General features: G+C 69.9%; 25 protein-coding genes. 8 read left to right on the top strand and 17 right to left on the bottom strand.

From position 1 onward, the window contains the following. Positions 1–18: 18 nt before the first annotated feature. The 3 genes from hpaE to M3195_RS07490 are packed head-to-tail and all read right to left on the bottom strand — an operon-like array spanning position 19 to position 3,682. Positions 19–1,515 carry a 5-carboxymethyl-2-hydroxymuconate semialdehyde dehydrogenase gene (hpaE, locus tag M3195_RS07500; RefSeq protein WP_251586123.1) on the bottom strand — a complete coding sequence of 499 codons (1,497 nt, stop codon included), beginning with the start codon at positions 1,513–1,515 and terminating at the stop codon, positions 19–21. Continuing rightward, positions 1,512–2,210 (bottom strand): GntR family transcriptional regulator, encoded by a 699-nt coding sequence (locus tag M3195_RS07495; protein ID WP_251586121.1) that lies wholly within the window; start codon positions 2,208–2,210, stop codon positions 1,512–1,514. The genes hpaE and M3195_RS07495 overlap by 4 nt, the downstream gene beginning before the upstream one ends. Beyond that, on the bottom strand, positions 2,207–3,682 hold the full coding sequence (locus M3195_RS07490; protein ID WP_251586119.1) for a fumarylacetoacetate hydrolase family protein: 1,476 nt from the start codon (positions 3,680–3,682) through the stop codon (positions 2,207–2,209). Before M3195_RS07490 ends, M3195_RS07495 begins: the two co-directional genes overlap by 4 nt. Positions 3,683–3,834: 152 nt before the next feature. Between M3195_RS07490 and M3195_RS07485 the strand changes: the two genes are divergently transcribed. From M3195_RS07485 to M3195_RS07475, 3 genes are all read left to right on the top strand, one after another. Next, positions 3,835–5,214: an MFS transporter gene (locus M3195_RS07485; protein ID WP_251586117.1), complete on the top strand. Its 1,380-nt coding sequence runs from the start codon at positions 3,835–3,837 to the stop codon at positions 5,212–5,214. Positions 5,215–5,263: 49 nt separating this feature from the next. After that, complete coding sequence (locus M3195_RS07480) at positions 5,264–7,129, top strand: FAD-dependent monooxygenase (protein ID WP_251586115.1); 1,866 nt, start codon at positions 5,264–5,266, stop codon at positions 7,127–7,129. Between the two features lie 264 nt (positions 7,130–7,393). Further along, entirely contained in the window at positions 7,394–7,774 is a 381-nt protein-coding gene (locus tag M3195_RS07475; RefSeq protein WP_251586113.1) for a VOC family protein, read from the top strand. 96 nt (positions 7,775–7,870) lie between these two features. Here the strand turns inward: M3195_RS07475 and M3195_RS07470 are convergent, their stop codons facing one another. From M3195_RS07470 to M3195_RS07460, 3 genes are all read right to left on the bottom strand, one after another. Beyond that, complete coding sequence (locus M3195_RS07470) at positions 7,871–8,305, bottom strand: NUDIX domain-containing protein (protein ID WP_251586111.1); 435 nt, start codon at positions 8,303–8,305, stop codon at positions 7,871–7,873. A gap of 176 nt (positions 8,306–8,481) precedes the next feature. After that, positions 8,482–9,336 carry a PhzF family phenazine biosynthesis protein gene (locus M3195_RS07465; RefSeq protein WP_251586109.1) on the bottom strand — a complete coding sequence of 285 codons (855 nt, stop codon included), beginning with the start codon at positions 9,334–9,336 and terminating at the stop codon, positions 8,482–8,484. A gap of 52 nt (positions 9,337–9,388) precedes the next feature. Continuing rightward, the gene (locus M3195_RS07460; protein WP_251586107.1) at positions 9,389–11,053 is read right to left on the bottom strand and encodes a thiamine pyrophosphate-binding protein; all 1,665 of its coding nucleotides are present in this window, start codon (positions 11,051–11,053) and stop codon (positions 9,389–9,391) included. A gap of 160 nt (positions 11,054–11,213) precedes the next feature. On the opposite strand from M3195_RS07460, the gene M3195_RS07455 reads away from it, so the two are divergent. Further along, complete coding sequence (locus M3195_RS07455) at positions 11,214–11,723, top strand: phosphoribosyltransferase (RefSeq protein ID WP_251586105.1); 510 nt, start codon at positions 11,214–11,216, stop codon at positions 11,721–11,723. Between the two features lie 104 nt (positions 11,724–11,827). Here M3195_RS07455 and M3195_RS07450 read toward each other — a convergent pair whose 3' ends face one another. The 10 genes from M3195_RS07450 to M3195_RS07405 form a co-directional block, all read right to left on the bottom strand. Further along, the gene (locus tag M3195_RS07450) at positions 11,828–12,160 is read right to left on the bottom strand and encodes a HepT-like ribonuclease domain-containing protein (protein ID WP_251586103.1); all 333 of its coding nucleotides are present in this window, start codon (positions 12,158–12,160) and stop codon (positions 11,828–11,830) included. Next, complete coding sequence (locus M3195_RS07445) at positions 12,157–12,639, bottom strand: XRE family transcriptional regulator (RefSeq protein WP_251586101.1); 483 nt, start codon at positions 12,637–12,639, stop codon at positions 12,157–12,159. The genes M3195_RS07450 and M3195_RS07445 overlap by 4 nt, the downstream gene beginning before the upstream one ends. A 32-nt stretch (positions 12,640–12,671) precedes the next feature. Continuing rightward, positions 12,672–14,195 carry an ATP-dependent DNA ligase gene (locus M3195_RS07440; RefSeq protein ID WP_251586099.1) on the bottom strand — a complete coding sequence of 508 codons (1,524 nt, stop codon included), beginning with the start codon at positions 14,193–14,195 and terminating at the stop codon, positions 12,672–12,674. Positions 14,196–14,258: 63 nt separating this feature from the next. Continuing rightward, positions 14,259–15,029: an enoyl-CoA hydratase/isomerase family protein gene (locus M3195_RS07435; RefSeq protein WP_251586097.1), complete on the bottom strand. Its 771-nt coding sequence runs from the start codon at positions 15,027–15,029 to the stop codon at positions 14,259–14,261. Positions 15,030–15,038: 9 nt separating this feature from the next. Further along, on the bottom strand, positions 15,039–16,226 hold the full coding sequence (gene paaE, locus M3195_RS07430; protein WP_251586095.1) for a 1,2-phenylacetyl-CoA epoxidase subunit PaaE: 1,188 nt from the start codon (positions 16,224–16,226) through the stop codon (positions 15,039–15,041). Between the two features lie 16 nt (positions 16,227–16,242). Next, on the bottom strand, positions 16,243–16,752 hold the full coding sequence (gene paaD / locus M3195_RS07425; RefSeq protein ID WP_251586093.1) for a 1,2-phenylacetyl-CoA epoxidase subunit PaaD: 510 nt from the start codon (positions 16,750–16,752) through the stop codon (positions 16,243–16,245). Beyond that, complete coding sequence (paaC, locus tag M3195_RS07420) at positions 16,746–17,594, bottom strand: 1,2-phenylacetyl-CoA epoxidase subunit PaaC (RefSeq protein WP_374209310.1); 849 nt, start codon at positions 17,592–17,594, stop codon at positions 16,746–16,748. The genes paaD and paaC overlap by 7 nt, the downstream gene beginning before the upstream one ends. After that, positions 17,591–17,896: a 1,2-phenylacetyl-CoA epoxidase subunit PaaB gene (paaB, locus tag M3195_RS07415; RefSeq protein ID WP_251586091.1), complete on the bottom strand. Its 306-nt coding sequence runs from the start codon at positions 17,894–17,896 to the stop codon at positions 17,591–17,593. The genes paaC and paaB overlap by 4 nt, the downstream gene beginning before the upstream one ends. 67 nt (positions 17,897–17,963) lie before the next feature. Beyond that, positions 17,964–18,938, bottom strand: a complete 975-nt coding sequence (gene paaA, locus M3195_RS07410) for a 1,2-phenylacetyl-CoA epoxidase subunit PaaA (RefSeq protein ID WP_251586088.1) — start codon at positions 18,936–18,938, stop codon at positions 17,964–17,966. Between the two features lie 106 nt (positions 18,939–19,044). Beyond that, a complete protein-coding gene (locus M3195_RS07405) occupies positions 19,045–19,464 on the bottom strand; it encodes a pilus assembly protein CpaE (protein ID WP_251586086.1) in 420 nt (139 codons plus the stop codon). Between the two features lie 100 nt (positions 19,465–19,564). Here M3195_RS07405 and M3195_RS07400 point away from each other — a divergent pair, with 100 nt between their 5' ends. Next, entirely contained in the window at positions 19,565–21,706 is a 2,142-nt protein-coding gene (locus tag M3195_RS07400; RefSeq protein WP_251586084.1) for a RecQ family ATP-dependent DNA helicase, read from the top strand. Between the two features lie 165 nt (positions 21,707–21,871). Here the strand turns inward: M3195_RS07400 and M3195_RS07395 are convergent, their stop codons facing one another. Further along, entirely contained in the window at positions 21,872–22,693 is an 822-nt protein-coding gene (locus tag M3195_RS07395; protein WP_251586083.1) for an IclR family transcriptional regulator, read from the bottom strand. 60 nt (positions 22,694–22,753) lie between these two features. Between M3195_RS07395 and dhaK the strand changes: the two genes are divergently transcribed. The 3 genes from dhaK to ptsP are packed head-to-tail and all read left to right on the top strand — an operon-like array spanning position 22,754 to position 26,950. Further along, complete coding sequence (gene dhaK / locus M3195_RS07390; protein WP_251586081.1) at positions 22,754–23,746, top strand: dihydroxyacetone kinase subunit DhaK; 993 nt, start codon at positions 22,754–22,756, stop codon at positions 23,744–23,746. Between the two features lie 4 nt (positions 23,747–23,750). After that, positions 23,751–24,395, top strand: a complete 645-nt coding sequence (gene dhaL / locus M3195_RS07385; RefSeq protein ID WP_251586079.1) for a dihydroxyacetone kinase subunit DhaL — start codon at positions 23,751–23,753, stop codon at positions 24,393–24,395. Beyond that, positions 24,395–26,950, top strand: coding sequence for a phosphoenolpyruvate--protein phosphotransferase (ptsP, locus tag M3195_RS07380; protein ID WP_251586077.1), 2,556 nt, complete (start codon positions 24,395–24,397; stop codon positions 26,948–26,950). The genes dhaL and ptsP overlap by 1 nt, the downstream gene beginning before the upstream one ends. Positions 26,951–26,959: the final 9 nt, after the last annotated feature.

Here is a 26,959-nt window from a genome sequence, read left to right as displayed (position 1 = left end):
GCTGTCTCGTGGCGGTCGTCAGTTCTTGCCGAATGTGGGGTTGTGGGCGCCGCCGAGGGTGATGTGCACGCTCTGCTGATCGGTGTAGAAGTCGATCGAGCGGTAGCCGCCCTCGTGACCGAGGCCGGACGCCTTCACGCCGCCGAACGGGGTGCGGAGGTCGCGCACGTTGTTGCTGTTGAGCCACACCATGCCGGCCTCGACGGACTGCGCGAAGTTGTGCGCGCGCTTCAGGTCGTTGGTCCAGATGTATGCGGCGAGGCCGTACTTCGTGTTGTTCGCGAGTGACAGCGCTTCCTCGTCCGAGTCGAACGGGGTGATCGCGACGACCGGGCCGAAGATCTCCTCCTGGAAGATGCGCGCGTCGGGGGAGACGTCGGCGAAGACGGTCGGCGCGACGAAGTTGCCCTCGTCGAATCCCTCCGGGCGGCCGCCGCCGGCGACGAGGCGACCCTCGGTCTTGCCGATCTCGACGTAACTCATGACCTTGTCGTAGTGCTCGGGGTGCACGAGCGCGCCGACCTCGGTGGCGGGGTCGTGCGGGTAGCCGACCTTGACCCGCTTCGCCTGAGCCGCATAGCGCTCGACGAACTCGTCGTAGATCGACCGCTCGACGATGATGCGGGACCCGGCGGTGCAGCGCTCGCCGTTGAGGGAGAAGACGCCGAAGATGGTCGCGTCAACCGCGGCCTCGAGGTCGGCGTCGGCGAACACGACCGCGGGCGACTTGCCGCCGAGCTCCATCGAGAGTCCCTTGAGGTGCGGCGCCGCATTGCCGAAGATGATCTGACCGGTGCGGCTCTCGCCGGTGAATGAGATCAGCGGAACGTCCGGATGCTTCACCAGCGCGTCGCCGGCATCCTCGCCGAGCCCGTTGACGAGGTTGAAGACACCCTGCGGGAGCCCTGCCTCCTCGAAGATCCCCGCCCACAGCGACGCGGACAGAGGGGTGAACTCCGCGGGCTTGAGCACGACGGTGTTGCCGGTCGCGAGCGCGGGGCCGAGCTTCCACGACTCGAGCATGAAGGGCGTGTTCCACGGCGTGATGAGCCCGGCGACGCCGATGGGCTTGCGGTTGACGTAGTTCATCTGCTTGCCGGGCACCTTGAAGGCGTCGTCGGACTGCGCGACGATCAGGTCGGCGAAGAAGCGGAAGTTCTCGGCGGCGCGGCGGGCCTGGCCGAGGGCCTGGGTGATCGGCAGGCCGGAATCGTACGACTCGAGTTCGGCGAGGCGGGCGTCGCGCGACTCGACGATGTCGGCGATGCGGTGCAGAACGCGCGAGCGCTCGCGCGGCAGCATCCGCGGCCACGGGCCCTCCCGGAACGCGCGGGTCGCGGCGGCGACCGCGAGGTCGATGTCGGCCTTCTTGCCCGCCGAGGCCGTCGTGTATGCCTGGTTGGTGACAGGGTCGAGGACGTCGAACGTGGCGCCGTCGACCGAGTCGACGAAGGCGCCGTCGATGTAGTGCTGGATGTGGTCGGGCAGGTCTGCGGGGATGCGGGAATCGGTCATGACTCGTCTCCAGAGGTGTCAAGGATGCCGGTGTGAGGCGTACGGGTGTGCAGCGCGTCGAGGAAGGCATCCCTCGTGCGCCAGCGGTGGTTGCGGGCTGCGAGCTCGATCTCCAGCGGATCGGCGCCGATGCGGATCAGCTCGACGATCTGGGTGTGCTCCTCCACGGAGTGGTGCGCGCGGCCGGGCACCGACGCGAAGGTCGAATCGCGGATGCCGGAGAGCCGCGACCATCCGCGATGCACGAGCTCGAGCAGGTGCGGGTTGGGGCAGGGTTCGAACAGCACGGAGTGGAACTGCCGATTGAGCTCGGTGAACGCGTGCGCGTCGAAGTGCTCCAGCATCCGAGCCATGCGGTCGTTGATCCGCACCGCCTCGTCCAGCGCGTCCTCGCCGAGCAGGGGAGCGGAGAGGGCGGTGGCTGCGCCCTCGACGATGCCCAGCGTCTGCATTGTGTGGGCGTACTCGCTCTCGTCGACGAGAGTGACCCGCGCGCCGACGTTGCGTTCGAACGTGACGAGTCCTTCGGCCTCCAGGCGGCGGATCGCCTCGCGCACCGGCACGACGCTCATCCTCAGGTCTTCGGCGATCGAACCGAGTACCAGCCGGTACCCGGGGCTGAAGATGTGACCCGTGATGCGTGAGCGGATCCAGTCGTACGCGACCTCGGACTTGCTCGTCGCTGTGGTGCTCATTTCTCTTCCGGTCCCTGAGCGAGCGAAGCGAGACGAAGGGCGTATCGAGCGCGCCATTCGGCGTTCATCGGGAACAGCCCGTCGACCGGATGACCCGCGGCGACCTGCTCGGCGACCCAGGAGTCCTCGTCCTCCTGGGCGAGTGCCGCGTCGACGACATCCTCGACGAGCGCCGGCGGGATGACGATCACGCCGTCGCCGTCGCCGACGATGACGTCGCCCGGCTGCACGGTCGCTCCGCCGCACGCGATCGTGACGTCGACCTCCCACGGCACGTGGCGGCGGCCGAGGACCGAGGGGTGCCCGCCCTGAGAGAAGACGGGGAAGCCGAGTGCGGCCACGGCATCGAAGTCGCGGACGCCCCCGTCGGTGACGACGCCGGCCGCACCGCGCACCTGGGCGCGGAGGGCCATGACGTCGCCGAGGGTGCCGCTCGTCGCGTCGCCACGGGCCTCGATCACGATGACCTCACCCTCATCCACGGCATCGAACGCACGTTTCTGGGCGTTGTATCCGCCGCCGTGCGACGCGAACAGGTCTTCGCGGAACGGCACGAACCGCAGAGTCTTGGCGGTGCCGACGATCTTGGCGCCGGGGATGTTCGCGGTCAGTCCATCGACGAAGCAGCCGTGGTGGCCGCGCTTGCGCAGTTGCGCGGAGAGACCGGCGGTCGGAGCCGCGAAAAGCTTCTCGCGCAGTTCGGGGGAGAGGACCGGCTCAGGTGTGGCCAGTCCCGCCTCCTCGGGAGACCCCCAGGCCTCGGTGCGCTGCAGGTCGTCGACCGCGGGGAGCGACCCCAGCTCCGGGTCGAAGGGCACGTCTCCCTGGACGACCGTGGTCACGAGGCGCCCGGAGGAGGGTGCGCCCTCGGCATCCGGTGCGTCCACCTCGATCTCGACGACGTCGCCCGGCACGATGACCGAGGATCCGGCGGGTGTTCCGGTGAGGATGACGTCGCCGGTCTCCAGCGTGAAGTGCTGCGACAGGTCGGCGACGAGTTGGGCGAGCGGGAAGATCAGGCCGGCGGTGGTGTCGTCCTGCCGCAGCTCGCCGTTCACCCAGGCGCGCACCCGCAGGGCGGCGGGATCGACCGCGCGCGCGTCGATGAGCTCGGGGCCGAGCGGGGTGTAGCCGTCTCCGCCCTTGGAGCGCACGTTCGATCCCTTGTCGTTGGCGCGCAGGTCGTACAGGCCGAGGTCGTTCGAGGCGGTCACCCAGGCGACATGATCCCAGGCGTCGGCGAGCGACACGCGGCGCGCGGGCGCGCCGATCACGAGCGCGATCTCGCCCTCGAACGCGAGGAGCTCGGTGTCGGCCGGACGCTCGACGGTTCCGCCGGACGCGCCGATCGAGCTCGCGGGCTTGAAGAAGTACGACGGGGCGGCGGGGCGCCTGCCCCTCTGATCGGCGCGGGATCCGTAGCTCAGATGGATCGCGATGATCTTGCCGGGGCGGGTGATGGATGCCGTCACGGGGCGCCTCCTCGCGCGTCGTCTGCGGTGTCGTGCCGGACGCTTGTGCGTCGTATTCGAAATCGTATATCATCGTGTCCACGCCAGGCAAGCACTCGACCCGATCGAGGGGCGTGCCGTGACAGTGCGGTCACCATCAAAGGAGATACCCCATGAGCGGGCAGCCACAAGCCGGTTTCACCCCCACCGGCACCATCGCGACGGCAGCCGACCGGCGTCGCGTCGTCTTCGCCACCGTCGTCGGAACCACGGTCGAGTGGTACGACTTCTTCATCTACGCCACGGCCGTCGGACTCGTCTTCGGTCAGCTCTTCTTCGCGCCCCTCGGCGCCAACAGCGCGCTGATCGCCTTCGCCACGGTCGGTGTGAGCTTCCTGTTCCGCCCGCTCGGAGCGTTCCTCGCCGGGCACTACGGCGACAAGCTCGGACGCAAGACCGTGCTCATGTGGACGCTCATCCTCATGGGTGCCGCGACCGCCCTCATCGGCATCCTCCCCACGTACGAGGCGATCGGCGTCACCGCCCCCGTGCTGCTGGTGCTGCTGCGCATCATCCAGGGCATCTCGGCCGGTGGCGAGTGGGGCGGCGCCGTGCTCATGGCCGTCGAGCACGCCCCCAAGGCGAAGCGCGGCATCTTCGGCGCCTCGCCGCAGATCGGCGTGCCGCTCGGCCTGCTGCTCGCGTCGGGCGTGATGGCGCTCATGACGGCGATCGCCCCGGGCGACCAGTTCCTCGCCTGGGGGTGGCGCGTGCCGTTCCTGCTGAGCGTGGTGCTGATCCTCGTCGGCTACTACGTGCGTCGTCGTGTCGAGGAGAGCCCGGTGTTCGCCGAACTCGCCGAGCGCAAGGAGCGCGCCCGGATGCCGATCGTGCAGCTCTTCAAGAAGCACCCGCTGCTCGTCATCATCGCCGCGTTCGTGTTCGCCGGGAACAACGCGGTGGGCTACATGACCACGGGTGGGTACATCCAGGGCTACGCCACGAACCCCGAGGGGCCGATCGGCCTCGAGCGCGGCCCCGTGCTGTGGGCCGTCGCGGGCTCCGCGGTGACGTGGCTCATCACGACCCTGCTCGCGGGCTGGATCTCCGACCGCATCGGCCGGCGCACCACCTACATCATCGGCTGGATCCTGCAGCTCGTCGGCGTGTTCACGCTGTTCCCGCTCGTCAACACGGGGCAGATCGGTCTGCTGTTCGCGGGCCTCGCGATCCTTACGATCGGCCTCGGCTTCACCTACGGCCCGCAGGCGGCGCTGTACACGGAGCTGTTCCCGGCCAGCATCCGCTTCTCCGGTGTCTCGATCTCGTACGCGATCGGCGCGATCGCCGGCGGCGCGTTCGCTCCGACCATCGCGACCGCGATCGTGCAGGCGACGGGGTCGACGCAGGCCGTCACCTGGTACCTGGCCGGCATGACGGTGCTGGGCCTCGTCGCCACGCTGCTGCTGCGCGACCGCTCCGGCATCCCGCTCGGACCGGACCACGAGGAGGAGCAGTCGGTGAGCCCCGTGTACGGCCTCGCTCGGGCCTGAGCCGCGGCCTCCGCGAGAGAATAGTCACATCCGGAAGGGATCGACGACGATGCAGTTCCACCACCACGGCTACGTGTCGGGAGACCCGCGGGTGCTGCCTGCGCAGGTCGCCGAGCACCCCGGCGACCTGCCAGACCAGGTCGACGTCCTCATCGTCGGCTCAGGGCCGGCAGGGATGCTCCTCGCCGCGCAGATGTCGCAGTACCCGGGCGTGACCACGCGCATCATCGAGAAGCGCGAGGGAAGACTCGTGCTCGGCCAGGCCGACGGCATCCAGCCACGCAGCGTCGAGACCTTCCAGGCGTTCGGCTTCGCGGAGCGCATCATTGCGGAGGCGTACAACATCGGCTGGATGAACTTCTGGGGGCCGAATCCCGAGAAGCCCGACGAGATCGTCCGCACGTCGCGCACGGCCGACTACGCGTACGACATCTGCGAGTTCCCGCATCTGATCGTGAACCAGGCGCGTGTGCTCGACTACTTCGCCGAGGCGGCAGCCCACGGACCCGCGCGGATCGCGCCCGACTACGGCGTGGAGTTCACCGGCCTCACCGTGCACGACGAGGGCGCGTACCCCGTCGAGGTCGGTGTGCGCTACTCGGCCGGGGACCGTGCGGGCGAGGAGCGCACGATCCGGGCGAAGTACGTCGTCGGATGCGACGGCGCGCGGAGCGGGGTGCGCCAGGCCATCGGCCGCACGCACGTCGGCGCGAGCGCCGCGCACGCATGGGGCGTCATGGACGTGCTCGTGAACACCGACTTCCCCGACTGGCGCACCAAGTGCGCGATCAACTCCGAGGCCGGGAACATCCTGCATATCCCGCGGGAAGGCGGGTACCTCAGCCGCATGTACATCGACCTCGGCGAGGTCGCCGCCGACGACGACCACCGCGTGCGGCAGACGCCCATCGAAGAGATCATCCGCAAGGCCAACGCGATCCTGCATCCGTACTCGATCGACGTGAAGGAGGTCGCCTGGCACAGCGTCTACGAGGTCGGGCACCGGGTGACCGACGGCTTCGACGATGTGATCGACGGCTCGGGTCGCACACCGCGGGTGTTCCTCACCGGAGACGCCTGCCACACGCACAGCGCGAAGGCCGGGCAGGGCATGAACGTGTCGATGCAGGACGGATTCAACCTCGGCTGGAAGCTCGGATCAGTACTCACCGGGTCGGCGCCGGAGTCGCTGCTCTCGACATACTCGGCGGAGCGCCGGCCGGTCGCGCAGCAGCTCATCGACTTCGACCGCGAGTGGTCATCTCTCATGGCACGCAAGCCGTCGGAGATCACCGACCCCGGTGACCTCGCGACCTACTACCTCGCGACCGCCGAGTTCCCGTCCGGGTTCATGACGCAGTACAGCGAGTCGATGATCACGGCCTCCGACGCGCATCAGGAGCTGGCCGTGGGCTTCCCGATCGGCAAGCGGTTCAAGTCGGCCGAGGTCGTGCGGGTGGCCGACGGCAATGTCGTGCATCTGGGACACCACGCTCGCGCGGACGGCCGCTGGCGCGTCTATGCGTTCGGCGACCGCGACGGGTCGGCGCTCGCCGGGTGGGCGGCCGCAGCCGCGCCCGTGTTCGCGCGATTCACGCCCGCGGATGCCGATGCCGACGCCGTGTTCGACGTGAAGGCCGTGTACCAGCAGCCCTATGAGGAGGTCGAGGTCACCACCGCTCCCGCGCTGTTCCAGCCCAAGACGGGCCCGCTCGGGCTCACGGACTGGGAGAAGGTGTACGCCGCCGGGCCGTCGAAGTGGACGGAGGTCGACATCTTCGACGCTCGAGAGCTGTCGCGGAACGGGGTGGTGGTCGTCGTGCGGCCCGACCAGTACGTCGCCGCGGTGCTGCCGCTCGATGCGATCGACGAGCTCGGTGGGTTCCTGGAGGGCATGCTGCTGCCGGCATCCTGAGGTGCTCGCATGTTCTGCAGGAGATTCCGCGTCGGTGCGCGGGCTCGGGTGAGGGCGCAGACGTATCGCAGGAGATCTCGCGTGATGGATGAGATCTCCTGCGATCCGGTCCTTCGTTGCGTGCGATCTCCTTCGGTGCGGAGCGGGATGCCGATGCCATTCCGATATGCCGGCTGAGCACGGTGGAGACTCTGGTGCGATGTCGGTGGCCCCGCGTACGGTGAGTCGCGTGCGGGCGCCGGTGCCCGCCAGGAGGGTGACACCATGTCGTGGAAGATCGAACTCATCTTCATGCCGGTGAGCGATGTCGACCGTGCGAAGGAGTTCTATACGAAGATCGGGTTCAATCCCGACCACGATCAGACACCGACCGAGGGGCTGCGGTTCGTGCAGATGACGCCTCCTGGGTCGGCGTGCTCGATCGCGTTCGGCACCGGACTCGACATCCCGCTCGAGCCCGGCCAGCAGAAGACGATCCAGGTCGTCGTTCCCAATGCCGAGGAGGCGAAGGCGCAGCTGACCGCCCAGGGCGTCGAGGCTCGGGGCGTCGAAGACCTCGGGTGGGGGCGGTTCGTGTGGTTCGACGACCCGGACGGCAACACCTGGACGCTGCAGGAGCTGCCCGACTACAGCGCCCAATCCTGACCGGATCGCAGTCCTGACCGGTTCGCAGTCCGGTCCGCTTGCAGTTTGGATCTGTCTGCGGGTCTATGTCGGTCCGAGCCCGTCAGGCGCTGCTCATCACCGCTGCGCGAGGGCGAGCAGCGACTCGGGGGCGCCGGAGGGAAACAGCACGCGGGTACCCGAGGCGACGTCGGCGATCGGGATCCACCTCACCGGGCTGCCCTGGTCGAGGATCTCGAGCACGGCGTCGAGCGGCACGGCATCCAGAGCCCTGCTCGTCAGGGCGAAGACGTGGGCGACCTCGTGTCCGGGTTCGCCCTTGTACGTGAAGATGTTCTCGAAGACGCCCAGCGGTTCGGCGCTGTCGAGCTCGACGCCGAGTTCCTCCATGAACTCGCGATGGAGCGCCTGGACGGCGGTCTCTCCGAACTCGATGCCTCCGCCTATCGCACGGAGGAAGTGGAGGTCGCGGGAGCCGTCGTATCCCTCGAGCGCGAGCACGTGGCCCTGTTTGACGGGGAGGCCGACGGCGATGTTGCGGATGGCAGGCATCCCGGCAGGCTAGCGCAGCGACCGCACCTTCACCTTGTGCGGTGATCGGTCACTTCTGCGGTCGTTCTTGCGCGCCGAGGCCTCAGAAATCACCCCGAGGCCGCAGAAGTTGCGGGGAAGGACGGAGGTCGGGCTGGGGCAGGGCTGGAGAGAGGATGCCTGCCGACCGACGACAGTCAGCCCTGCAGCCGGGTCGCACCGCCCGACACCTCTATGCCGCCGACGTCGGGGATCGTGACCCTAAGAAGGCTCGGTCGGCGCACGTGTGCGCCCTGATGGATCCGGATGCTGCGCTCCGCGTGCCCTCGTTCGCGGAGGTACGCGCCCACGGATGCCGCGGCGGAGCCGGTCGCGGGATCCTCGGTGATCCGGCCCACGGGAAACAGGTTGCGCGCGTCGAAGTCGGCCGGACCGGTGGCGTGCAACACGGTCACTGTGCCGAGCCACCCCTGTTCGCGCATGAGTGCGGCGATCTCCCTCGGCGCGAACCGGAACTGGTCGAACAGCTCCCGGTCGGCGATCGTCACGACGGGGTGCCAGTTGCCGGCGAACGATTCCTTCGGCGGGAAGCGGGGATCGAGGTCGGTGCGGACGATGCCGAGAAGCGCGAGCAGCCGGTCGAGCACGTCGTCGTCGAGGTCGCGCACCTCGGGCTCGACGCTCGTGAACGAGACGCCGATGTCACCATCGGCGATGCGGGAGCGCAGTGCGATCGATCCGGCGTCCGTGTCGAAGATGACCTGGCCCACGCCGTCGCGCTCGGCGAGGGCGACGGCGGTCGCGACCGTCGCGTGTCCGCAGAACGGCACCTCTGCGGCGGGCGACCAGTAGCGGACCCGGTACCGCGGGACGGGCGAGTCGGCCGCCCGCGCGACGAGGAAGGCGGTCTCGGAGTATCCGACCTCGGCGGCGATCTGCTGCATCCGCTCGGCAGTCAGACCTGCGGCGTCGAGGACGACGCCGGCGGGATTGCCGCCGTCGGTGGTCGCGGCGAAAGCGCTGTAGCGCAGCACGTCGGGGTCGGAGGCCATATCGCGAGCCTATCGAGGGGATCCATCTCCGGCGCCGCCGGGGTTCGTCCCGTCAGGAGTTCACACGGATGATCTCCTGCTGGTACGGCGCGATCACGTCGCCCGAGATCCGCAGGTCGAGGAGGAGGAAGCGACGATCGGCTGGATCTTCGGAGGCCCACGTGCGCAGGCGCTCCAGGTCGGGGAGGGTGCGCACGACGACGCCTTCCGCGCCGACCGCGGCACCGAACGCGGCGAAGTCGACCTCGGGGATGCGCATCGGCGCCTCGGCCAGGCCCTTGAGGCCGTAGAGGTTCACCTCGGCACCGTAGGCGGCGTCGTTCCAGATCACGGCCATGCCTCGGCCGCGCGCTGCCCGCACGGCGGATTCGAGGTCGGCGATCGCCATGAGCCCTCCGCCGTCGCCCGAGGTGAGCACGATCGTTGAGTCGCGGCGGGCGAGCGCGGCGCCGACGACGCTGGGCCACCCCTGGCCGATCGACTGGAACGCCGTGCCCACCATCATCGTGCGGTCGGGAGCCGCGACCGGCCAGTACATGTTCGCCCAGCCGATGAAGTGTCCGCCGTCTGAGACGACGACGCGGTCCTCGGGGAGCAGCTCGCCGATGCGCTTCGCCGCCGAACGCGGGTCGAGCCGGCCGTCGGGGGCGAGTTCGTCGCCCGTCTCGTAGGCGCGCGCCGCGGTGACGTCGACGGATTCGCGCCACGGGCCAGCTGCGGTGTGCGACGGTGCATCTTCGGCTCGCAGTCGAGTCAACAGTGCTTCTGCGGCGAGTCGCGCGTCGGCGCGCACGAAGCCGCCCACGTGCGGGTGCGTGGCCGCCGGTGCGGTGTCGATCTGGAACACCCGGGTACCGGGCGCGAAAAGCTCGCCGAAGCGCATCGTGAACTGGTTGAGCGACGCGCCGAACACGACCGCGACATCGGCGGAGCGCACGAGTTCCATGGCTCCGTCCGCCCCGAAACCGCCCGTGACGCCGAGGTCGTACTCCGCGGCCGGAAAAACACCACGGCCGAGCGCCGAGGAGGCGGTGAGCGCACCGGTCAGGTGCGCCAGGTCGCCCAGTGCCGCGCCCGCGCCGGCGAGCCACGCTCCGCGTCCCGCGAGCAGGAACGGACGCGCGGCGCCCCGAAGAGCCTCTGCGATCTCGTCGAGCATGCCGTCGGCGAACGCCCCGCGAGGGGCGAGCGGGGCGGGGAGGCGGGGCTCCGGCGCCGCGGGGACAGGACCCGCTTCCAGGGCCGCGACGTCGTAGGGGATGGCGAGAACGACGGGCACTCGATAGGTCAGGGCGTGTTCGACGGCGATGACGGTGGTGGCTGCGGCATCCGCTCGTCCGACCGTGTAGGTGCGGGCGCCGACCGCGGAGGCGAGGGCGATCTGATCGACGTCCCACGGCCGCGGTCCCGAGGTGGGTTCGTCGCCGACGACGAGCACGAGGGGAACGTGCGCCTGCACGGCCTCGGCGAGGGCGGTGAGAGTGTTCGTGAACCCGGCGCCGTAGGTGGAGGTGCCGGCCGCGATGCGCCCTGAGGCGCGGAAGTGGGCATCGGCGGCGACCACGGCGCCCTGCTCGTGGCGGACCGCGGTGAAGACGGCATCCGTCTGAGTCTCGAGGGCATCGAGGAAGTAGGCGTTGCCGTTACCCATGACGCCGAAGACGGCGTCGATGTGCTGGGCGAGGGTGAGGGCGACGTGCGCGGACACGGTGGGCATGCGAGGGCCTTTCGAGACAGTGACGGAGAGAGATGCGTTCCGTATGTGTCTCGCCGCCGCATCTTCGCGGGGCTTCGTGCCTCTTTTTCAAGCACCGGCATCGAGCCGGACAGGTCGATTCTAGTGCTGACCGGAAGCTCGGGTAGGGGAGAATGGGTCGGTGACGGATGCTTCGATCGAGCGCGAGACGCTCACCTGGGACGGATTCGGTTCGGCGACGCGGGATCTCGCGCGGTCGATCCTCGACAGCGGCTTCGAGCCGGAGGTCGTCGTGGCGATCGCCCGCGGCGGGCTGCTGCCGGCCGGCGCCATCGCCTACGGGCTCGGCGCGAAGAACTGCGGCGCGATCAACGTCGAGTTCTACACGGGTATCGGCACGGTGCTCGACGCGCCTGAGGTGCTGCCGCCCGCCCTCGACATGGACTACCTCGACGGCCGCCGCGTGCTGCTCGTCGACGACGTCGCCGACTCGGGTCGCACGCTCGCGCTCGCGGTGCAGCTGCTGAAGGACAAGGGTGCCGACGTGCGGTCGGTCACGATCTACACGAAGCCGTCGACGATCATCCAACCGGACTACGCCTGGAAGGACACGGACCTGTGGATCAACTTCCCGTGGTCGTTCCAGGGCACGGTGCGCGAGGAGGACCTGGGTCTCCCGCCGACGGCGTGACTCTGCAGGTGCCGGGGATCGGCGTGGGTGCCGTGGTCAGCCCTGACCCGGGTCTGCTGCACGCGGCCTGAGTCGGCAGACCGTCAGCCGCCGCGCCCGACCTCTCAATCCCGCGAGGCTGCGAGAAGGCGCTGAGTGGCTGCCGCGGGTCGGGGGATGTCGTGCCGCGCGGTGGCATGGACGATCGCATGCGCGGTATCGAAGTAGCGGTGCGCCAACTGATCGCGCATCCGGGAGACCTCGCGCCATGGGATGTCCGGCTCGGTCGCGAGCACCTCGGGGTCGAGATCCTTCACCGCTTCCCCGATCTCCAGAAGACGGATGCGGACTGCGTCGAAGACGATGTCGTCGTCGACATCCGCGCGGTCGATGTAGCGAGTGATCGCAGCGCATGCCGAGGCGATGTCCTGCAGTCGAGCGCGTTCGTGCCTGCTCACAGCGGCACCGCGTCGCGCAGCACCTGTGCGGCGATCGGGGGCTTGAGTCCGGAACGCGGGACGACGTCGACAGGCCGCCTCAACAGCGCTTCCGCGGCGGATCGCATTCGCCCGAGCGCGAACATCCCGACGGAAGAATCGAGATCGACGAGAAGGTCGATGTCACTGTCCTCGTCATCGTCGCCCCGGGCGACACTGCCGAACACCTCGATGTTGCTCGCGCCGTATCCCGCCAGCAGTGCCCTGAGCTCAGCGCCTCGTACGCGCACTTCCTTGAGCGTCTCTGGTTCGTCGCCGAGGCTGAGGCGCATTCCTGCGGCTCCCACGAGCCGGTCGAGCGCGGTGACGGAGGGATCCCGGCGCCCCGTCTCGTACTCGCTGATCACGCTCTGAGGGATCCCGGAGCGTTGCGCGAGCGCAGCTTGCGTCAGGCCCGCACTTTCACGCGCCCGCCGGATCAGATCAGCTCCTCGCCGCATACCCCCATGGTATCGCGAATACGCGATATCGGTCACCCGCGTAGCAATCCCCGCAAGGTCTGGATCGTGTCGGCCTCGGCCGGGGTCTTATCAGCGCGGTAGCTCTTCACCCGCGCGAAGCGCAGCGCGATCTCGCCCGGGTAACGAGGCGACCGCTGCACGCCGTCGATCGCGATCTCGACCACGAAATGCGGATCGAGGTAGACAGTGCTCCGCGTCCGGCGGGTCTCGTGGTCAGGGAACTGCTCTGTCTGCCACCGCAGCAGCTCGTCGGTGAGTCCCTTGAACGTCTTGCCCACCATGACGAACCCGCCCGGCTCGCCGAACTCCCCGTCGGGATCCCGCGCGCCGAGGTGCAGGTTCGACAGCCATCCCTGGCGGCGACCTGATCCCCATTCGGCACCGAGGACGACGAGGTCGTAGGTGAGCACGGGCTTGACCTTGATCCAGGCCTTGCCACGGCGACCGGCCGTGTAGGTCGAGTCGATGCCCTTGACGAGCACGCCTTCATGGCCCGCGGCGAGTGCGTCGCGGGACAGCTGCTCGGCGGCCTCGGGGTCGGCGGTGACGATCCCGGGCATCCGCCATTCGCCTGCGACACGCTCGAGTTCGGTGAGACGTACCGACAGCGGTTCGTCGATGAGGTCGCGGCCGTCGACGTGCAGGACGTCGAAGAACCAGGGACGCAGCGCGAGCTCGCGGGCGGCGTCTGCGCCGAATCGCGACATGGTCTCCTGGAAAGGGCGAGGGCCGCCGTCTTCGTCGAGTGACAGCGTCTCACCGTCGAGGATCACGTCGTCGACGGGCAGGCCGCGGACGATCTCGACCAGCTCGGGAACGCGATGCGTCACGTCAGCCAGACTGCGGGTGTAGACGTGTACGTCGTCGCCGTGCCGGTGAACCTGGATGCGCGCGCCGTCGAGCTTGTACTCGACCGACGCCTCGCCGGTGATCTCGAGAGCAGCGGTCGGGGTGGTCGCCGTGCCCGCGAGCATGGGCAGCACGGGGCGTCCGACGGCGAGTCCGATCGCGTCGAGCTCCTCCTCGGTTCCCGTGAGGGCCACGACGGCGGTCTCGCCGAGGTCTCCCGAGAGCATCGCCGCGCGACGCACGATGTCGGCGGGGCGATCGGATGCCCTGGCGACGGCGTCGAGCAGCACGCCGGAGAGCGCGCCCGTGCGCAGTTCGCCGAGCATGGAGCGGGAGAGGAAGCCCCACTCCGTCGCGGTCGCGCGTGAGGCGAGGTCGGTGAGGAGCCGAGTGCGGGTCGCGGTCGAGCCGGATCCGGTTGACGCGACGAGAGTATCGAGTGATTCGTCGACGTCGGCGATCGACAACGCCGGGTCGTCGGCATGCACGACGTCGAGCGCCGACAGCCCGCGCCACCCGACGCCGAGCTTGCCCTGGCGCGGCGAGGCGAGCAGCAGACCGACGACGACGGGCAGCTCCTCCGCATCCGCCGCCGAGAGGAGGGTTGCGAGCGCGTCGATCTTCGCAAGACGGGAGGTGGTGGACGTCACCGTCTCGGCGGTGGTGACCACGTCAGCGAGCTTCATCCCCGCAGTCTGACAGTGGGGTCGGACATCAGCCCAGGCCCTTGCGCTCGACCCTCCGCGTCCTCAGCGCCCTCGGAATTCCGGGCGGCGCTTCTCCTGGAAGGCGGCGAAGCCCTCTCGGTAGTCGGCGGTGTCGCAGAGGGCGGCCTGCGCGGCGTTCTCGATTTCGACCGACTGCCACAGGGCGAGGCGCTCGTCACGGATGCGAGCGACGAGCTGCTTGCTCGCGAGGAACGCGGCAGTGGCGCCGCGGGCGGCCGCGGCTGCGGCATCCTTCGTCGCCTGCACGACCTCGTCGTCGGGGAACACGCGAGAGAACAGTCCTGCTCCCACCGCCTCCGCCCCGCTCATCAGACGGCCGGTGTAGATGAGGTCGAGCGTGCGGTGCGGGCCGAGTCGGTCGACGAAGTACGAGTGTCCGCCGGAGTCGAGCGTCGCGCCGAGCGCACCGAACGGCGACCCGATCTTCGCGGACTCGGCGACGTACACGACATCCGTGGCGATGAGGAGCCCGAGACCGACGCCGAGGCACGCGCCGTGCGCGACCGCGAACGTCGGCGCGGGGAACCGCGACATGCGTTGCAGCAGCGGCGTGACGAGGCCGCCCAGGTAGCCGATCACGTCGTCGTCGCGGGGATCGAGGCCCGAGATGTCGCGGCCGGCGCAGAACGCCCGCCCTTCACCGCGCAGGACGAGCGCGCGGACCCCGTCCCGCTCGGCATCGTCGTAGGCCCGCCCCAGGTCATGCAGCGCCTGCTCGTCGAGCGCGTTGAGCCTGGACGGTGCGTCAAGGACGACCGTGGCGACATCGTCGGCGATCGCGAGATCTATCATCGGAACTCCTCAGACGTCGTAGTCGACCACGACGCGGTCGCTGGTGGGGTGGGACTGGCAGGTCAGCACGTAGCCGCGCTCCAGCTCGTCTGGTTCGAGCGCGTAGTTCTCGGTCATCGTGACACTGCCCTCGAGCACGCGCGCCCTGCAGGTCCCGCACACACCGCCCGCGCAGGCGAACGGTGCGTCGGGGCGCACGCGCAGCGCCGCGTTCAGGACGGACTCGTGCGCGTCGACCGGGCTCTCCACCGTCGACGACACGCCATCGAGCGTGACCTCGATGCGCACCGTCCTCTCACCCGCACGCACCTCGACCGGCCGCGCGACGCGGACGGGCTCGTCTCCGGTCGTGAACAGCTCGAAGCGGACGTGTTCCTTCGCCACACCGACGTCGGCGAGCACCCCACGGCACAGGTCGACGAGCGCAAGGGGGCCGCACAGGAACCACTCGTCGACATCGGTCGGATCGATGAGCGAGGAGAGGATCGTGCGCAGCCGCTCCTCGTCGAGTCGTCCGGAGAGCACCGGAGCGGTGCGCTGCTCGCGCGACAGCACGTGATGGAGCGTCAGCCGGGTCGGATAGCGGTCCTTGAGGTCGGCGAGGTCTTCCAGGAACATCACGTCGACGGTCGCGCGATTCGTGTACAGCAGGGTGAACCGCGCCGTGTCCGACCGGCCGAGCACCGTGTGCGCGAGCGCCATGAGCGGGGTGATGCCGGAGCCGGCGGCGATGCCGACCACGTGCCGACGATCAAGGTCGTCCAGCCCCGATGCGAACGTGCCCTGCGGACTCATCACGTCGATCTCGAATCCCGGATGCAGTCCGGTCTGCGCCCAGGTGGAGAACCGGCCGCCCTCGTCGCGCTTGACGGCGACGCTCAGCCGCGTCGGCATGCCGGCGGCCACCTGCTCGGGGGTCCGATGTTCGGGCGCCCGGCACAGTGAGTACGAGCGTCGGACCTCCACCCCGTCGAGCGTCGTGCGCAGCGCCACGTACTGACCGGGGAGGTGGTCGTAGTCCTCGGCCAGCGTCGCGGGGACGGTGAAGGTGACCTCGACGGCATCGTCGGTGAGGGGACGGACGCTCTCGACCGCGAGCGTGTGGAACGTGGCACGCTGATGAGCCGGGCGCCGGTCTGCGGATGCCGGCCTCGGCGGCGCACCGGTCGGCGCGGGGCGAGTCGTGAACAGTCCCATCAGTGCACCTCTCTCATCAGTGCACCTTGAAGTGGTCGAAGGGTTCGAGGCAGGCGCGGCACTCGTACAGCGCCTTGCACGAGGTCGACCCGAAGCGGGAGACCTCGCGGGTGTCGAGCGATCCGCAGCGCGGGCAGCGCACGCTGATCGCGAGGCGGATCGGACCGGAGGAGACGGCCGCACGCCCGGAGGGAGGGGCGATGCCGTAGCGCTCGAGCTTCTCCTTGCCGGCATCCGACATCCAGTCCGTGGTCCACGCGGGGGAGAGCACGAACCGCACGTCGACGCTCGCGACGCCGGCCGCGGTGAGCGCGAGGATGACGTCGTCGCGGATCGTGTCCATGGCCGGGCAGCCGCTGTACGTGGGCGTGATGTCGACCCGCACCGTCTCGCCGTCGACCTCGACCGCGCGCAGCACGCCGAGGTCCTCGATCGTCAGCACCGGAACCTCGGGGTCGGCGACGCCCGCGGCGATCGTCCACGCGTCGTCGCGGGAGAGGGGACGCGCATCTCGCACAGTCACCACGATGCCCCCGGATGCCGACGCGCGAGCACCTGCATCTCGGCGAGCAGGTGCCCGAACGGGGTGGAGTGGGCGCCGTGGCGCCCGCCGGCGGACGAGGCGGCGACGGTCGGCACCTCGAGCTGCGCTTCGGCGAACACCGTGTCGACGACCGTGTCGAAACCGCCGCGCAGGCTCGACGGCCGGACGACGGTGTCGCCGAGGCGCTCGATCAGGTCATCGTCGCGGAACAGCTCGTCGACGTACGGCCAGACGTCGCCGATCGCGCGGATCATGCGACGTCGCGACTCGTCGGTGCCGCCTGCGAGCCGCAGCACCCATTGCACGGAGTGGTCGCGGTGGTAGTCGACCTCCTTCAGTGCCTTCTCGGCGATGGCGGCGAACGTCTCGTCGGTGCTCGCGCGGAGAGCCGCGTACAGCTCGAACATGTAGGTGGAGACGACGAACTGGCGCGCGATCGTCTGCGCGAAGTCGCCGTTGGGCTGCTCGACGATCCACGCGCAGCGGAACTCCGGCTCGTCGCGGAAGAACGCGAGGTCGTCCTCGCTGCGCCCGTCCCACGACCCGGCGTAGTGGAGGAAGGAGCGCGCGTGACCGAGCAGATCCAACGCGATGTTGCCGAGCGCGACGTCTTCCTCGAGCTCCGGTGCGCGCGAGATCCAGGCGCCGAGCTGCTGGGAGAGGATGAGTGCGTCGTCGCCGAGTCGGAGCGCGTACTCGGCGACGTCGGCGGATGCGGCGACACCGCCGCCGCCGGAGATCTCGGCGCTCAGGCGCAGCTCTTCGACGAGGACGTCTCCGTGCGGGTCATCATGCGCTGCACGCGCGGGATCGTGCTCGCTCACAGGTGCGGCACCCCCTCGGAGGCCGTGTAGTACACGGCGTGACGGTAGTTCTTGCCCGCGGCGCTCTCGAAGTAGGCGCCCTTCGCGTCCGGGTCGCTCGTGGTGATCGCGTCGGCGGGAACCGCCCAGATGGAGACGCCCTCGCCCCGCCGCGTGTAGAGGTCGCGGGCGTTGCGGATCGCCATGTCGGCGTCCGGTGCATGCAGCGAGCCGACGTGCACGTGGCTCAGTCCCCGATTCGCCCGCACGAAGACCTCCCACAGGGGCCAGGGCTCGTGCTCGTCGTGTCCAGGAGTCGCCATCACCCCACCGTCCCTTCCGTCGTTCCAGGAACCCAGGACTCTCGCTCGTCGTGTCCAGGAGTCGCCATCACGCCACGGCCCGACCGGCCGCGGTCCGCTTGCGGGCGTACTCCGCAGCGGCCTCGCGCACCCATGCGCCCTCCTCGTGGGCGGTGCGGCGACGCTCGAGACGCTCGGCGTTGCACGGCCCGTTGCCGCGGAGGATCTCGAAGAACTCGTTCCAGTCGATCTCGCCCATGTCGTAGCGTCCCGCCTCGTCGTTCCAGCGGAGGTCGGGGTCGGGCAGTGTGACGCCGAGGATCTCGGCCTGCGGCACGAGCATCCCGATGAACCGCTGCCGCAGTTCGTCGTTCGAGAAGCGCTTGATCTTCCACGCCATGGACTGGGCGGAGTTGGGGGACTGGTCGTCGGGCGGCCCGAACATCGCCAGGCTCGGCCAGTACCAGCGGTTCACGGCATCCTGCGCCATCCGACGCTGCTCGTCGGTGCCGCGCATGAGCGAGAGCAGGATCTCGAAGCCCTGGCGCTGGTGAAACGACTCCTCCTTGCAGATGCGCACCATCGCCCGGCCGTAGGGACCGTACGACGCCCGGCACAGCGGCACCTGATTGCAGATCGCCGCGCCGTCGACGAGCCAGCCGATCGCGCCCATGTCGGCCCAGGTCGGCGTGGGGTAGTTGAAGATCGAGGAGTACTTCGCCTTGCCGCTGATGAGCTGGTCCATCATCGCGTCACGCGTGATGCCGAGCGTCTGCGCGGCCGAGTAGAGGTAGAGACCGTGGCCGGCCTCGTCCTGCACCTTCGCCATGAGGATCGCCTTGCGCTTGAGGCTCGGCGCGCGGGTGATCCAGTTGCCCTCCGGCTGCATGCCGATGATCTCGGAGTGCGCGTGCTGCGAGATCTGGCGGATGAGCGTCTTGCGGTAGGCGTCGGGCATCCAGTCGCGGGGCTCGATGCGCTGCTCGTTCGCGATGAGCTCGTCGAAGACGCGCTGCTGCTCAGACGTCTCCTCGACGAGCGAGAGGTCTGCGGGGCTGGTCATCATCGACTCCTCCGTGGGGCGGTGTGCGGATCGGCTTTACTGACCGATCGTTAGGTTATTCTGACACACGCGTGCACGCTCTTCAAGGCGCCCTTCCGCGGGGCGCTCAGCGAGAGCGCGACACGAGCTCGAGGAGCGCTCGTCCGTACGCCTCGGACGGCTCAGGATGCTCGAACGAGAGCGTCTCGCCGGCGATCTCGACGTCGACGCGGAACGAGTCCTGGAGGCGCACCAGTGCCCGGAACGTCCCTCGCAGCAGGTCTCGCAGCTGGTCCTCGCGCGGCAGCCAGACGGCGTCGGCCAGTGTCACCGCGTCGAGCGCCCATTCGGTCGTGCCGTTGAAGGCGAGGTCGGTGCCGCTCGGGGTCTGCCGCGCCTCGATCGTCATCGCACTGACGGTGAAGACGTCGGCCTCAGCCTCGAGCTCGATCTCCTCGGGCAGGTCGAGCTGGAATCGGTCGCCCTCGGCGGGGTGCCAGCCGAGTCCGGCGTCTCGGAGGCGGACGGCGAGTTCCCGGGAGATCATGTCCTCACGCTACCGGCGCTGGAGGGCGTCGGGCTCGTCGTGCCAGCCGGCTGTGGACGGTCGCGACGTGGATGTCCGACGCCTCGGGCAGAGTGGAGGCATGACTTCCCCCGCCGAGACCGCGCATCCGACCGCGACGAGCGACGGCATCCGAGATCAGGCGCTCTCCGCCCTCCGCGAGCTGGTCGGCCGTCCCGACGCCGACTTCCACGACGGGCAGTTCGAGGCGATCGAGGCGCTGGTCGGAGGTCGGCGACGGGCGCTCGTCGTGCAGCGCACGGGATGGGGCAAGTCCGCGGTGTACTTCGTCGCCACATTGCTGTTGCGTCGGCAGGGCGCCGGGCCGACGGTGCTGGTGTCGCCGCTGCTCGCGCTGATGCGCGACCAGATCGCCGCGGCGGAGCGCGCGGGGGTGCGGGCTGTCGCGATCAACTCGACCAACGCGCACGAGTGGAGCGACGTGCTCGCCCAGCTCGACCGAGACGAGGTCGACGTGCTGCTGGTGTCGCCCGAGCGGTTGAACAACCCGTCCTTCCGCGAGCAGCAGCTGCCGACGCTCGTGCGACGCATCGGCATGCTGGTTGTCGACGAGGCGCACTGCATCAGCGACTGGGGGCATGACTTCCGTCCCGACTACCGGCGCCTGCGTGACCTCATCGCGCGGATGCCGCCGGGCGTGCCGGTGCTGGCGACCACGGCGACGGCGAACAGCCGGGTCGTGGCCGATGTGGCCGAACAGCTCGGCAGCCTGACGCAGGACTCTTCTTCTGAACCGGTCCTGACGATCCGCGGACCGCTCGCCCGTACCTCGCTGCGTCTCGGCGTGCTGCGGCTGCGCGACTCCACGAGTCGGCTGGCGTGGCTGCTCAGCCATCTCGACGACCTCCCCGGCTCGGGCATCATCTACACACTCACGGTGTCGGCAGCCGTCGACACCGCACGGCTGCTGCGTGAGCACGGGCATGACGTGAGGGCCTACACAGGACAGACGGATGCCGAGGAGCGCGAGGAGTCCGAGGGGATGCTGAAGCGCAACGAGGTGAAGGCGCTCGTCGCGACGAGCGCTCTGGGGATGGGGTTCGACAAGCCCGACCTCGGCTTCGTCGTGCATCTCGGAGCGCCGTCGTCGCCGGTGGCTTACTACCAGCAGGTCGGTCGCGCCGGTCGAGCGAGTGACAGCGCAGACGTGCTGCTGCTGCCCGGCGTCGAGGACCGCGACATCTGGCACTATTTCGCGACGGCGTCGATGCCCGATCGTGAGCGTGCCGAGCGGGTGATCGGTGCGCTCGGCGACGCCCCGATCTCGACACCGGCGCTCGAAGCGATGGTCGACATCCGGCGCACGCCGCTGGAGCTGCTGCTCAAGGTGCTCGACGTCGACGGCGCGGTGCGCAAGGTGCAGGGCGGCTGGATCGCGACCGGCGAGCCGTGGACGTACGACGCCGCGCGCTATGAACGGATCGCCGCCGAGCGCGTGGCCGAGCAGCAGCACATGCTCGACTACGAGCAGACCGCGGGATGCCGCATGGAGTTCCTGCAGCGTGCGCTCGACGACGACACGGCGGCGCCCTGCGGGCGGTGCGACAACTGTGCGGGGGAGTGGTTCCCGCGCGAGATCGCCACGCGGGCCGGAGCGCAGGCGGCCGAGTCGCTCGACCGCGTGGGGGTGCCGATCGAACCACGGCGCGCCTGGCCGACCGGCGCCGACCGGCTCGAGGTCCCCGTGCGCGGGCGGATCCCCGCCGACGAGCAGGCCGACGAAGGGCGCGCGCTCGCTCGCCTGACGGACCTCGGGTGGGGCGGCACGCTGCGCCAGATGTTCGCCGCTGGAGTGCCCGATGCCGCCGTCACCCCGCAGGTGCTCGACGCCTGCATCCGCGTGCTCGCGCGCTGGGAGTGGGCCGAGCGGCCGGTCGCCGTGGTGGCCATGCCGTCGCGCTCGCACCCTCTCCTCGTCGACTCGCTCGCCCGCGGTCTCGCCGAGGTGGGGCGGTTGCCCTACCTCGGCGCACTGGAGTCGGTCGATGGAGGCCCGAGTGGCGAGTCCGGCGGCAACAGCGTGTTCCGGCTCGCGGGACTCTGGGGGCGGTTGAGCGCTGCGCGACTCGACGTGCCGTCCGGCCCGGTGCTGCTCGTCGACGATCTCGTCGACAGCCGGTGGACGATGACGGTCGCTGCCCGCGAACTCCGACGTGCCGGGGCGACCGCGGTGCTGCCCTTCGCGCTGGCGCTGCGCGGTTGACGCGACGCGCGCTTGTGGTCGTATGTTCCGTGCTGCCTTTCGCGCTGGCGCTGCGCGGCTGACGTTTCTTCCGGTGTGACCGCCCCTGCCCACCGAGCTTCGTCAAGGGCCCCGTCCGCGACGGATCCCCGATCCGCCGTCGGCTCCCTGATCCTGGCGTCGTTCCTAGTCCTCGTCGGGCGCCACGCGCGGAGGCCAGCTCGTGGCGCCGAGTTCGCGGGAGATGTTCCGCGCGGTCTCGCGCACGGCGTCGAGCACGGCATCCGTCGCCGGGCCCTGGGAGGTGGGAATGACGACGGCGACCGCGGCGACGATCTCGTTCGAGGCGTCGGCGACGGGTGCCGCGATCGACGATTCTCCGAGAACGGCCTCGTCGGACTCGGCCGCCGTTCCGCGTTCGAGGGTGGTTGCGAAGTCGAGGGTGAGACGCGCGATGTCTGTGATCGTGTCCCCCGTCAGGCTGTGCAGCGGTCTCTCGAACACCGTGCGCTGGAACCCGAGATCCCACGCGAGCAGTACCTTGCCCATCGCCGAGGCGTGCGCCGGGATGGCGACGCCCGTCTCGAGCATCTGCCTGCTGTTGTCGGGCCGCAGCTCGTGGTGGATCACGAGCACCTCGTGGAAGTGCGGAGCGCCGAGCCGCACCGGCAGCTCCGTCCGACGCGCGAGCTCCTGGGTCCAGCGCATCGCCCTGGCGCGCACGTCGAGGGTGTCGAGGTAGACGTTGCTGAGGCGCAGCAGAGTAGGACCGAGGATGTAGCGCTGGCCCCCGCGCTCCTTGGCGACGAGTCCGTGCTCGCGCAGTGACTTGACGATGCCGTGCACGGTCGAGGGTGGCAGATCGAGCGCGGCGGCGAGGTCGCTGATCCCGAGGTGCCGGGCGCCCTGCAGCAGCTCGAGCACCTTGGCCGCGCGATCTATCGCCTGGATCACGGTACCGTCCTCCTCTCCCTTGACATCAGGACTCCGCCCGAGCATATTCGACATTGACGAATTCCTTTCCGATTTCTCGGAGAGCCGTGCGGTCGAGATCAAAGGAGATCCAGCATGAAGAAGCTCATCAACGCGCCGGAGGACGTGCTCGTCGAATCGCTCAGGGGGGTGGCCCTCGCGCATCCGGAGCTCGCCGTCGATCTTGCGACGCACGTCGTCACGCGCGCGACGCCGAAGGCGCAGGGCAAGGTCGCGGTGGTGTCGGGCGGCGGATCGGGTCACGAACCGCTCCACGGCGGATTCGTCGGCGAGGGGATGCTCGATGCGGCCGTCGCGGGCGAGATCTTCACCTCGCCGACCCCGGACCGGGTGCAGGCGGCGACGAAAGCGGTCGACCGAGGTGCCGGAGTCCTGCACATCGTGAAGAACTACACGGGCGACGTGCTGAACTTCGAGATGGCCGCCGAGCTCGCGTCCATGGAGGGCATCGAGGTCGGCACGGTGGTCGTCGACGACGATGTCGCGGTGCAGGATTCGCTCTACACCGCTGGTCGTCGAGGCGTCGGACTCACGGTGCTGCTGGAGAAGCTGGTCGGTGCCGCAGCAGAGGAGGGGCAGGACCTCGCGTCGGTCGTCGCGCTCGCCCAGCGCATCAACGGTCAGGGCCGCTCGATGGGCATGGCCCTGACGAGCTGCACGGTGCCCGCCGCGGGCAAGCCGACCTTCGACCTGCCCGAGGACCAGATGGAGATCGGCATCGGCATCCACGGCGAGCCTGGCAGGCACCGCGAACCGCTCGCTCCGGCATCCGAGATCGCCCGGCAGCTGGTCGAGCCGATCGTCGCCGACCTCGATCGCACCGGTCCCGCGATCGTCATGCTCAACGGCATGGGCGCGACGCCGCAGATCGAGCTCTACCTCATGTACGGCGAGGTCGCGGCGCTGCTGGAGGAGGCCGGAATCCAGATCGCGCGCAACCTCGTCGGCAACTACATCACCTCGCTGGACATGGCCGGATGCTCGGTCACGGTGCTCGCCGCAGACGACGAGATCCTGAGGCTGTGGGACGCGCCCGTGAACACCCCCGGCCTGCGCTGGGGGGTCTGACGCCATGGCGGAGACGATCGACACCGCGACCGTCGTCGACTGGATCACGCGATTCCGCGACGCCGTGACCGAGAAGCGCGACTGGCTCACCGAGCTCGACTCGGCGATCGGCGACGCCGACCACGGGGCGAACATGACCCGCGGGATGGCGGCGGTCGTCGAGAAGCTCGGATCCGCCGCGCCCACCACGATGGACGAATTGCTCAAGAGCGTCGGGATGACGCTCGTCAGCTCCGTCGGCGGCGCGAGCGGTCCCCTCTACGGCACGCTGTTCCTGCGCATGGGCATGACGGCCGGGGCCGTCGCAGAGCTGGATGCCGCAGCCCTCGCAGCCGCGCTGCGAGCCGGGCTCGACGGTATCGTCGCGCGGGGCAAGGCCGAGCCGGGGGACAAGACACTGTTCGACGCGATGGCACCTGCGGTGGATGCTCTGGACACAGGCGTCCAGCGAGGGGCAGGACTCGCCGAGGCGACCCGCGCCGCAGCGAAGGCAGCGGCGGTAGGCCGGGATTCCACCACTCCGCTCGTCGCCCGAAAGGGGCGCGCGAGCTATCTGGGGGAGCGGAGCGCCGGCCACCTCGATCCGGGCGCGGCATCCGTGACGCTGCTTTTCGAGACGCTCGCCGACGCGATCGCCGGCTCGTCCTGATGATCGGCGTCGTCGCCGTCTCCCACAGCGCTCGGCTCGGGGAGGCGGCACTCGAACTCGCCCTGCAGATGGTGCCGTCGGGTCGGGCACAGGTGCGCGTTGCCGCGGGGGCGGGGACGGATGCCGACGGCGCGCCGGTGCTCGGCACAGATGCCGTCGCCGTGGCGTCGGCGATCGATGAGCTCGCCGCCGACTGCGATGGCGTTCTCGTGGTGATGGATCTCGGGTCGGCCGTGCTGAGCGCGGAGCTCGCGCTCGAACTGCGCGCGAGCGACGTGCCCGTGCGGCTGGCTCCTGCGCCTTTCGTCGAGGGGCTGCTCGCCGCCGTGGTGTCGGCTTCGGCCGGCGGAGCGCTGGATGCTGTCGCTGCGGAAGCCTCGGGAGCGCTCGCCGCGAAGGCGGATCAGTTGGGCGAGGAGCATGCCGCCGTCGCCGCGGAGACCCCGGGCGCGGGCTCCGACGGCGCGTCAGCCGTGGACTCCTCCGGCTCCGCACTCACGCGCACTGTCCGGGTGCGCAACGCACTCGGTATCCACGCGCGCCCCGCCGCGCTGATCGCCGAGGCATCGGCCGGGGCGGTCGTGAGACTGCGGCGACTGCCCGACGGTCCCGAGGCCTCGGCGGCGAGTCTGTCGCGTCTGCTCGTGCTCGATGCGCGTCACGGCGACGAGGTCGAGCTGACAGCGGAGGGTCCTGAGGCCGAGGCCGCACTCGACCGGGTCTCAGGGCTGTTCGAGGACGGGTTCGGAGAGGGCACCACCTCAGCATCCGCCGAGCCACCGGCGTCCACGAGGTCCGATTCCCCCGAATCCGCCACCTCATCCTCCGCCAGCTCATCCTCCGCCACCTCGTCCTCCGCTTCTGTCACCTCCGCGCCCGCCCCGGGATCCGCGCCGGTCGCTCGCGGCACAGTGCTGCGCGGCCGCGGTGTGAGTCCGGGACTCGTCTCCGCACCGGTGGTCCTCCTCGGATCGCCGCTCGTCGAACCCGACCCCGCCGTGACCGTCGCGCCGGCCGATCGGGCCGCTGAGGTCTCGGCGATCGAGTGGGCCGCCGTCGCCGTGGCCGATCAGCTGCGACGCCGCACCGAGAAGGCGAGCAGTGAATCGCGGGCGATCCTCGACACCTCGCGGCTCTTGGCATCGGACCCTGAGCTGGTCGCAGAGGCTACGGCCCTCGTACAGGCGAAGGGCCGCACGGCGGCGCGGGCGGTCTGGGAGGTCGGTGGCGCACATGCGCGTACGCTCGCCGCTCTCGGCGGTCGGATGGCGGAGCGCGTCGCCGACGTGCTCGATGTCCGCGATCGGATCATCGCCGAGATCCTCGAGGTGGATCTGCCCGGCGTACCGGAGCGCGACGAGCCGTTCGTGCTCGTCGCCCGCGACCTCGCTCCCGCCGACACCGCCGCGCTCGAAGGGGGCAACTGCATAGCGCTCGTCACGGAGGAGGGCGGACCCACCTCGCACACGGCCATCATCGCCCGGTCGCTCGGACTGCCGGCGGTGGTCGCCGCGGCGGGGGCGACCGGCATCGCGGCCGATTCCGTCGTTCTCGTCGATGGGGAGCGGGGGACGGTCGAGGTGGAGCCGTCCGCCGAGGCGATCGAGGTGGCGCGAGCGGCATCCGAGATCGTCCCCTTCGACGGCCGGGGCGCGCTCGCAGACGGTGAGAGCGTCGCGCTCCTCGCGAACGCGGGCGGTGTCGCCGATGCGAACACCGCCGTGGAGGCGCATGCCGAGGGCATCGGACTCTTCCGTACCGAGTTCTCCTTCCTCGGGCGCGCCGATGCGCCGAGCGTCGAGGAGCAGATCGCCGCGTACCGTGCGGTGATCGCGCCGTTCGCCGGTCGCCGGGTGGTCGTGCGCACGCTGGATGCCGGAAGTGACAAGCCTCTGCCGTTCACCGATCCACAGCCCGAGGAGAATCCCGCCCTGGGAGTGCGCGGGCTGCGACTCGCGCGGCGCTCGCCGCAGCTGCTCGACGACCAGCTGCGAGCGCTCGCTGTCGCGGCCGAGCGGGAGGCCGCGCACGTGGAGGTGATGGCACCGATGGTGGCGACCGTCGACGAGGCTCGTCTGTTCTCCGACCGCTGCCGCGAGGCCGGTCTCGAGCGGGTGGGCGTCATGATCGAGACGCCCGCTGCGGCACTGCTCGCGGCCGAGCTGTTCGATGTCGTGGACTTCGTCAGCATCGGCACGAACGACCTCACTCAGTACACGATGGCGGCGGATCGCCTGCTCGGCGAGCTGGGCGACTTGAACGATCCGTGGCAGCCGGCGGTGCTTCGACTCATCCACGCGGTGGGAGACGCGGGGCGCGCGGCGGGGAAGCCGGTCGGCGTGTGCGGTGAGGCCGCGGGAGATCCGGCTCTCGCCCCGGTGCTGATCGGGCTCGGCGTCACCTCGCTGTCCATGACTCCCCGGGCGCTCGGCCGGGTGGCCGCCTCGCTGCGGACCGTGACGCGAGCCGGCTGTCGCCGCGCGGGCGACGCCGCGCGCGGCGCCTCGACTGCGGAGGGCGCACGGGCTGACGCAGCGCGTGTTCTGGGCGGCTAGCGGGCCCGG

This window comes from Microbacterium hydrocarbonoxydans, assembly GCF_023715885.1.
In the GTDB taxonomy this organism is placed as follows: domain Bacteria; phylum Actinomycetota; class Actinomycetes; order Actinomycetales; family Microbacteriaceae; genus Microbacterium; species Microbacterium hydrocarbonoxydans_C.
This window is presented reverse-complemented; position numbering and strand designations above follow the sequence as displayed.

Bases quoted from the DNA above. Each gene is read 5' to 3' on its own strand.
- hpaE (WP_251586123.1), bottom strand. From the start codon at position 1,515: ATGACCGATTCCCGCATCCCCGCAGACCTGCCCGACCACATCCAGCAC.
- M3195_RS07495 (WP_251586121.1), bottom strand. From the start codon at position 2,210: ATGAGCACCACAGCGACGAGCAAGTCCGAGGTCGCGTACGACTGGATC.
- M3195_RS07485 (WP_251586117.1), top strand. From the start codon at position 3,835: ATGAGCGGGCAGCCACAAGCCGGTTTCACCCCCACCGGCACCATCGCG.
- M3195_RS07480 (WP_251586115.1), top strand. From the start codon at position 5,264: ATGCAGTTCCACCACCACGGCTACGTGTCGGGAGACCCGCGGGTGCTG.
- M3195_RS07475 (WP_251586113.1), top strand. From the start codon at position 7,394: ATGTCGTGGAAGATCGAACTCATCTTCATGCCGGTGAGCGATGTCGAC.
- M3195_RS07470 (WP_251586111.1), bottom strand. From the start codon at position 8,305: ATGCCTGCCATCCGCAACATCGCCGTCGGCCTCCCCGTCAAACAGGGC.
- M3195_RS07465 (WP_251586109.1), bottom strand. From the start codon at position 9,336: ATGGCCTCCGACCCCGACGTGCTGCGCTACAGCGCTTTCGCCGCGACC.
- M3195_RS07460 (WP_251586107.1), bottom strand. From the start codon at position 11,053: ATGCCCACCGTGTCCGCGCACGTCGCCCTCACCCTCGCCCAGCACATC.
- M3195_RS07445 (WP_251586101.1), bottom strand. From the start codon at position 12,639: ATGCGGCGAGGAGCTGATCTGATCCGGCGGGCGCGTGAAAGTGCGGGC.
- M3195_RS07440 (WP_251586099.1), bottom strand. From the start codon at position 14,195: ATGAAGCTCGCTGACGTGGTCACCACCGCCGAGACGGTGACGTCCACC.
- M3195_RS07435 (WP_251586097.1), bottom strand. From the start codon at position 15,029: ATGATAGATCTCGCGATCGCCGACGATGTCGCCACGGTCGTCCTTGAC.
- paaE (WP_251586095.1), bottom strand. From the start codon at position 16,226: ATGGGACTGTTCACGACTCGCCCCGCGCCGACCGGTGCGCCGCCGAGG.
- paaB (WP_251586091.1), bottom strand. From the start codon at position 17,896: ATGGCGACTCCTGGACACGACGAGCACGAGCCCTGGCCCCTGTGGGAG.
- paaA (WP_251586088.1), bottom strand. From the start codon at position 18,938: ATGACCAGCCCCGCAGACCTCTCGCTCGTCGAGGAGACGTCTGAGCAG.
- M3195_RS07405 (WP_251586086.1), bottom strand. From the start codon at position 19,464: ATGATCTCCCGGGAACTCGCCGTCCGCCTCCGAGACGCCGGACTCGGC.
- M3195_RS07400 (WP_251586084.1), top strand. From the start codon at position 19,565: ATGACTTCCCCCGCCGAGACCGCGCATCCGACCGCGACGAGCGACGGC.
- M3195_RS07395 (WP_251586083.1), bottom strand. From the start codon at position 22,693: ATGTCGAATATGCTCGGGCGGAGTCCTGATGTCAAGGGAGAGGAGGAC.
- dhaK (WP_251586081.1), top strand. From the start codon at position 22,754: ATGAAGAAGCTCATCAACGCGCCGGAGGACGTGCTCGTCGAATCGCTC.
- dhaL (WP_251586079.1), top strand. From the start codon at position 23,751: ATGGCGGAGACGATCGACACCGCGACCGTCGTCGACTGGATCACGCGA.
- ptsP (WP_251586077.1), top strand. From the start codon at position 24,395: ATGATCGGCGTCGTCGCCGTCTCCCACAGCGCTCGGCTCGGGGAGGCG.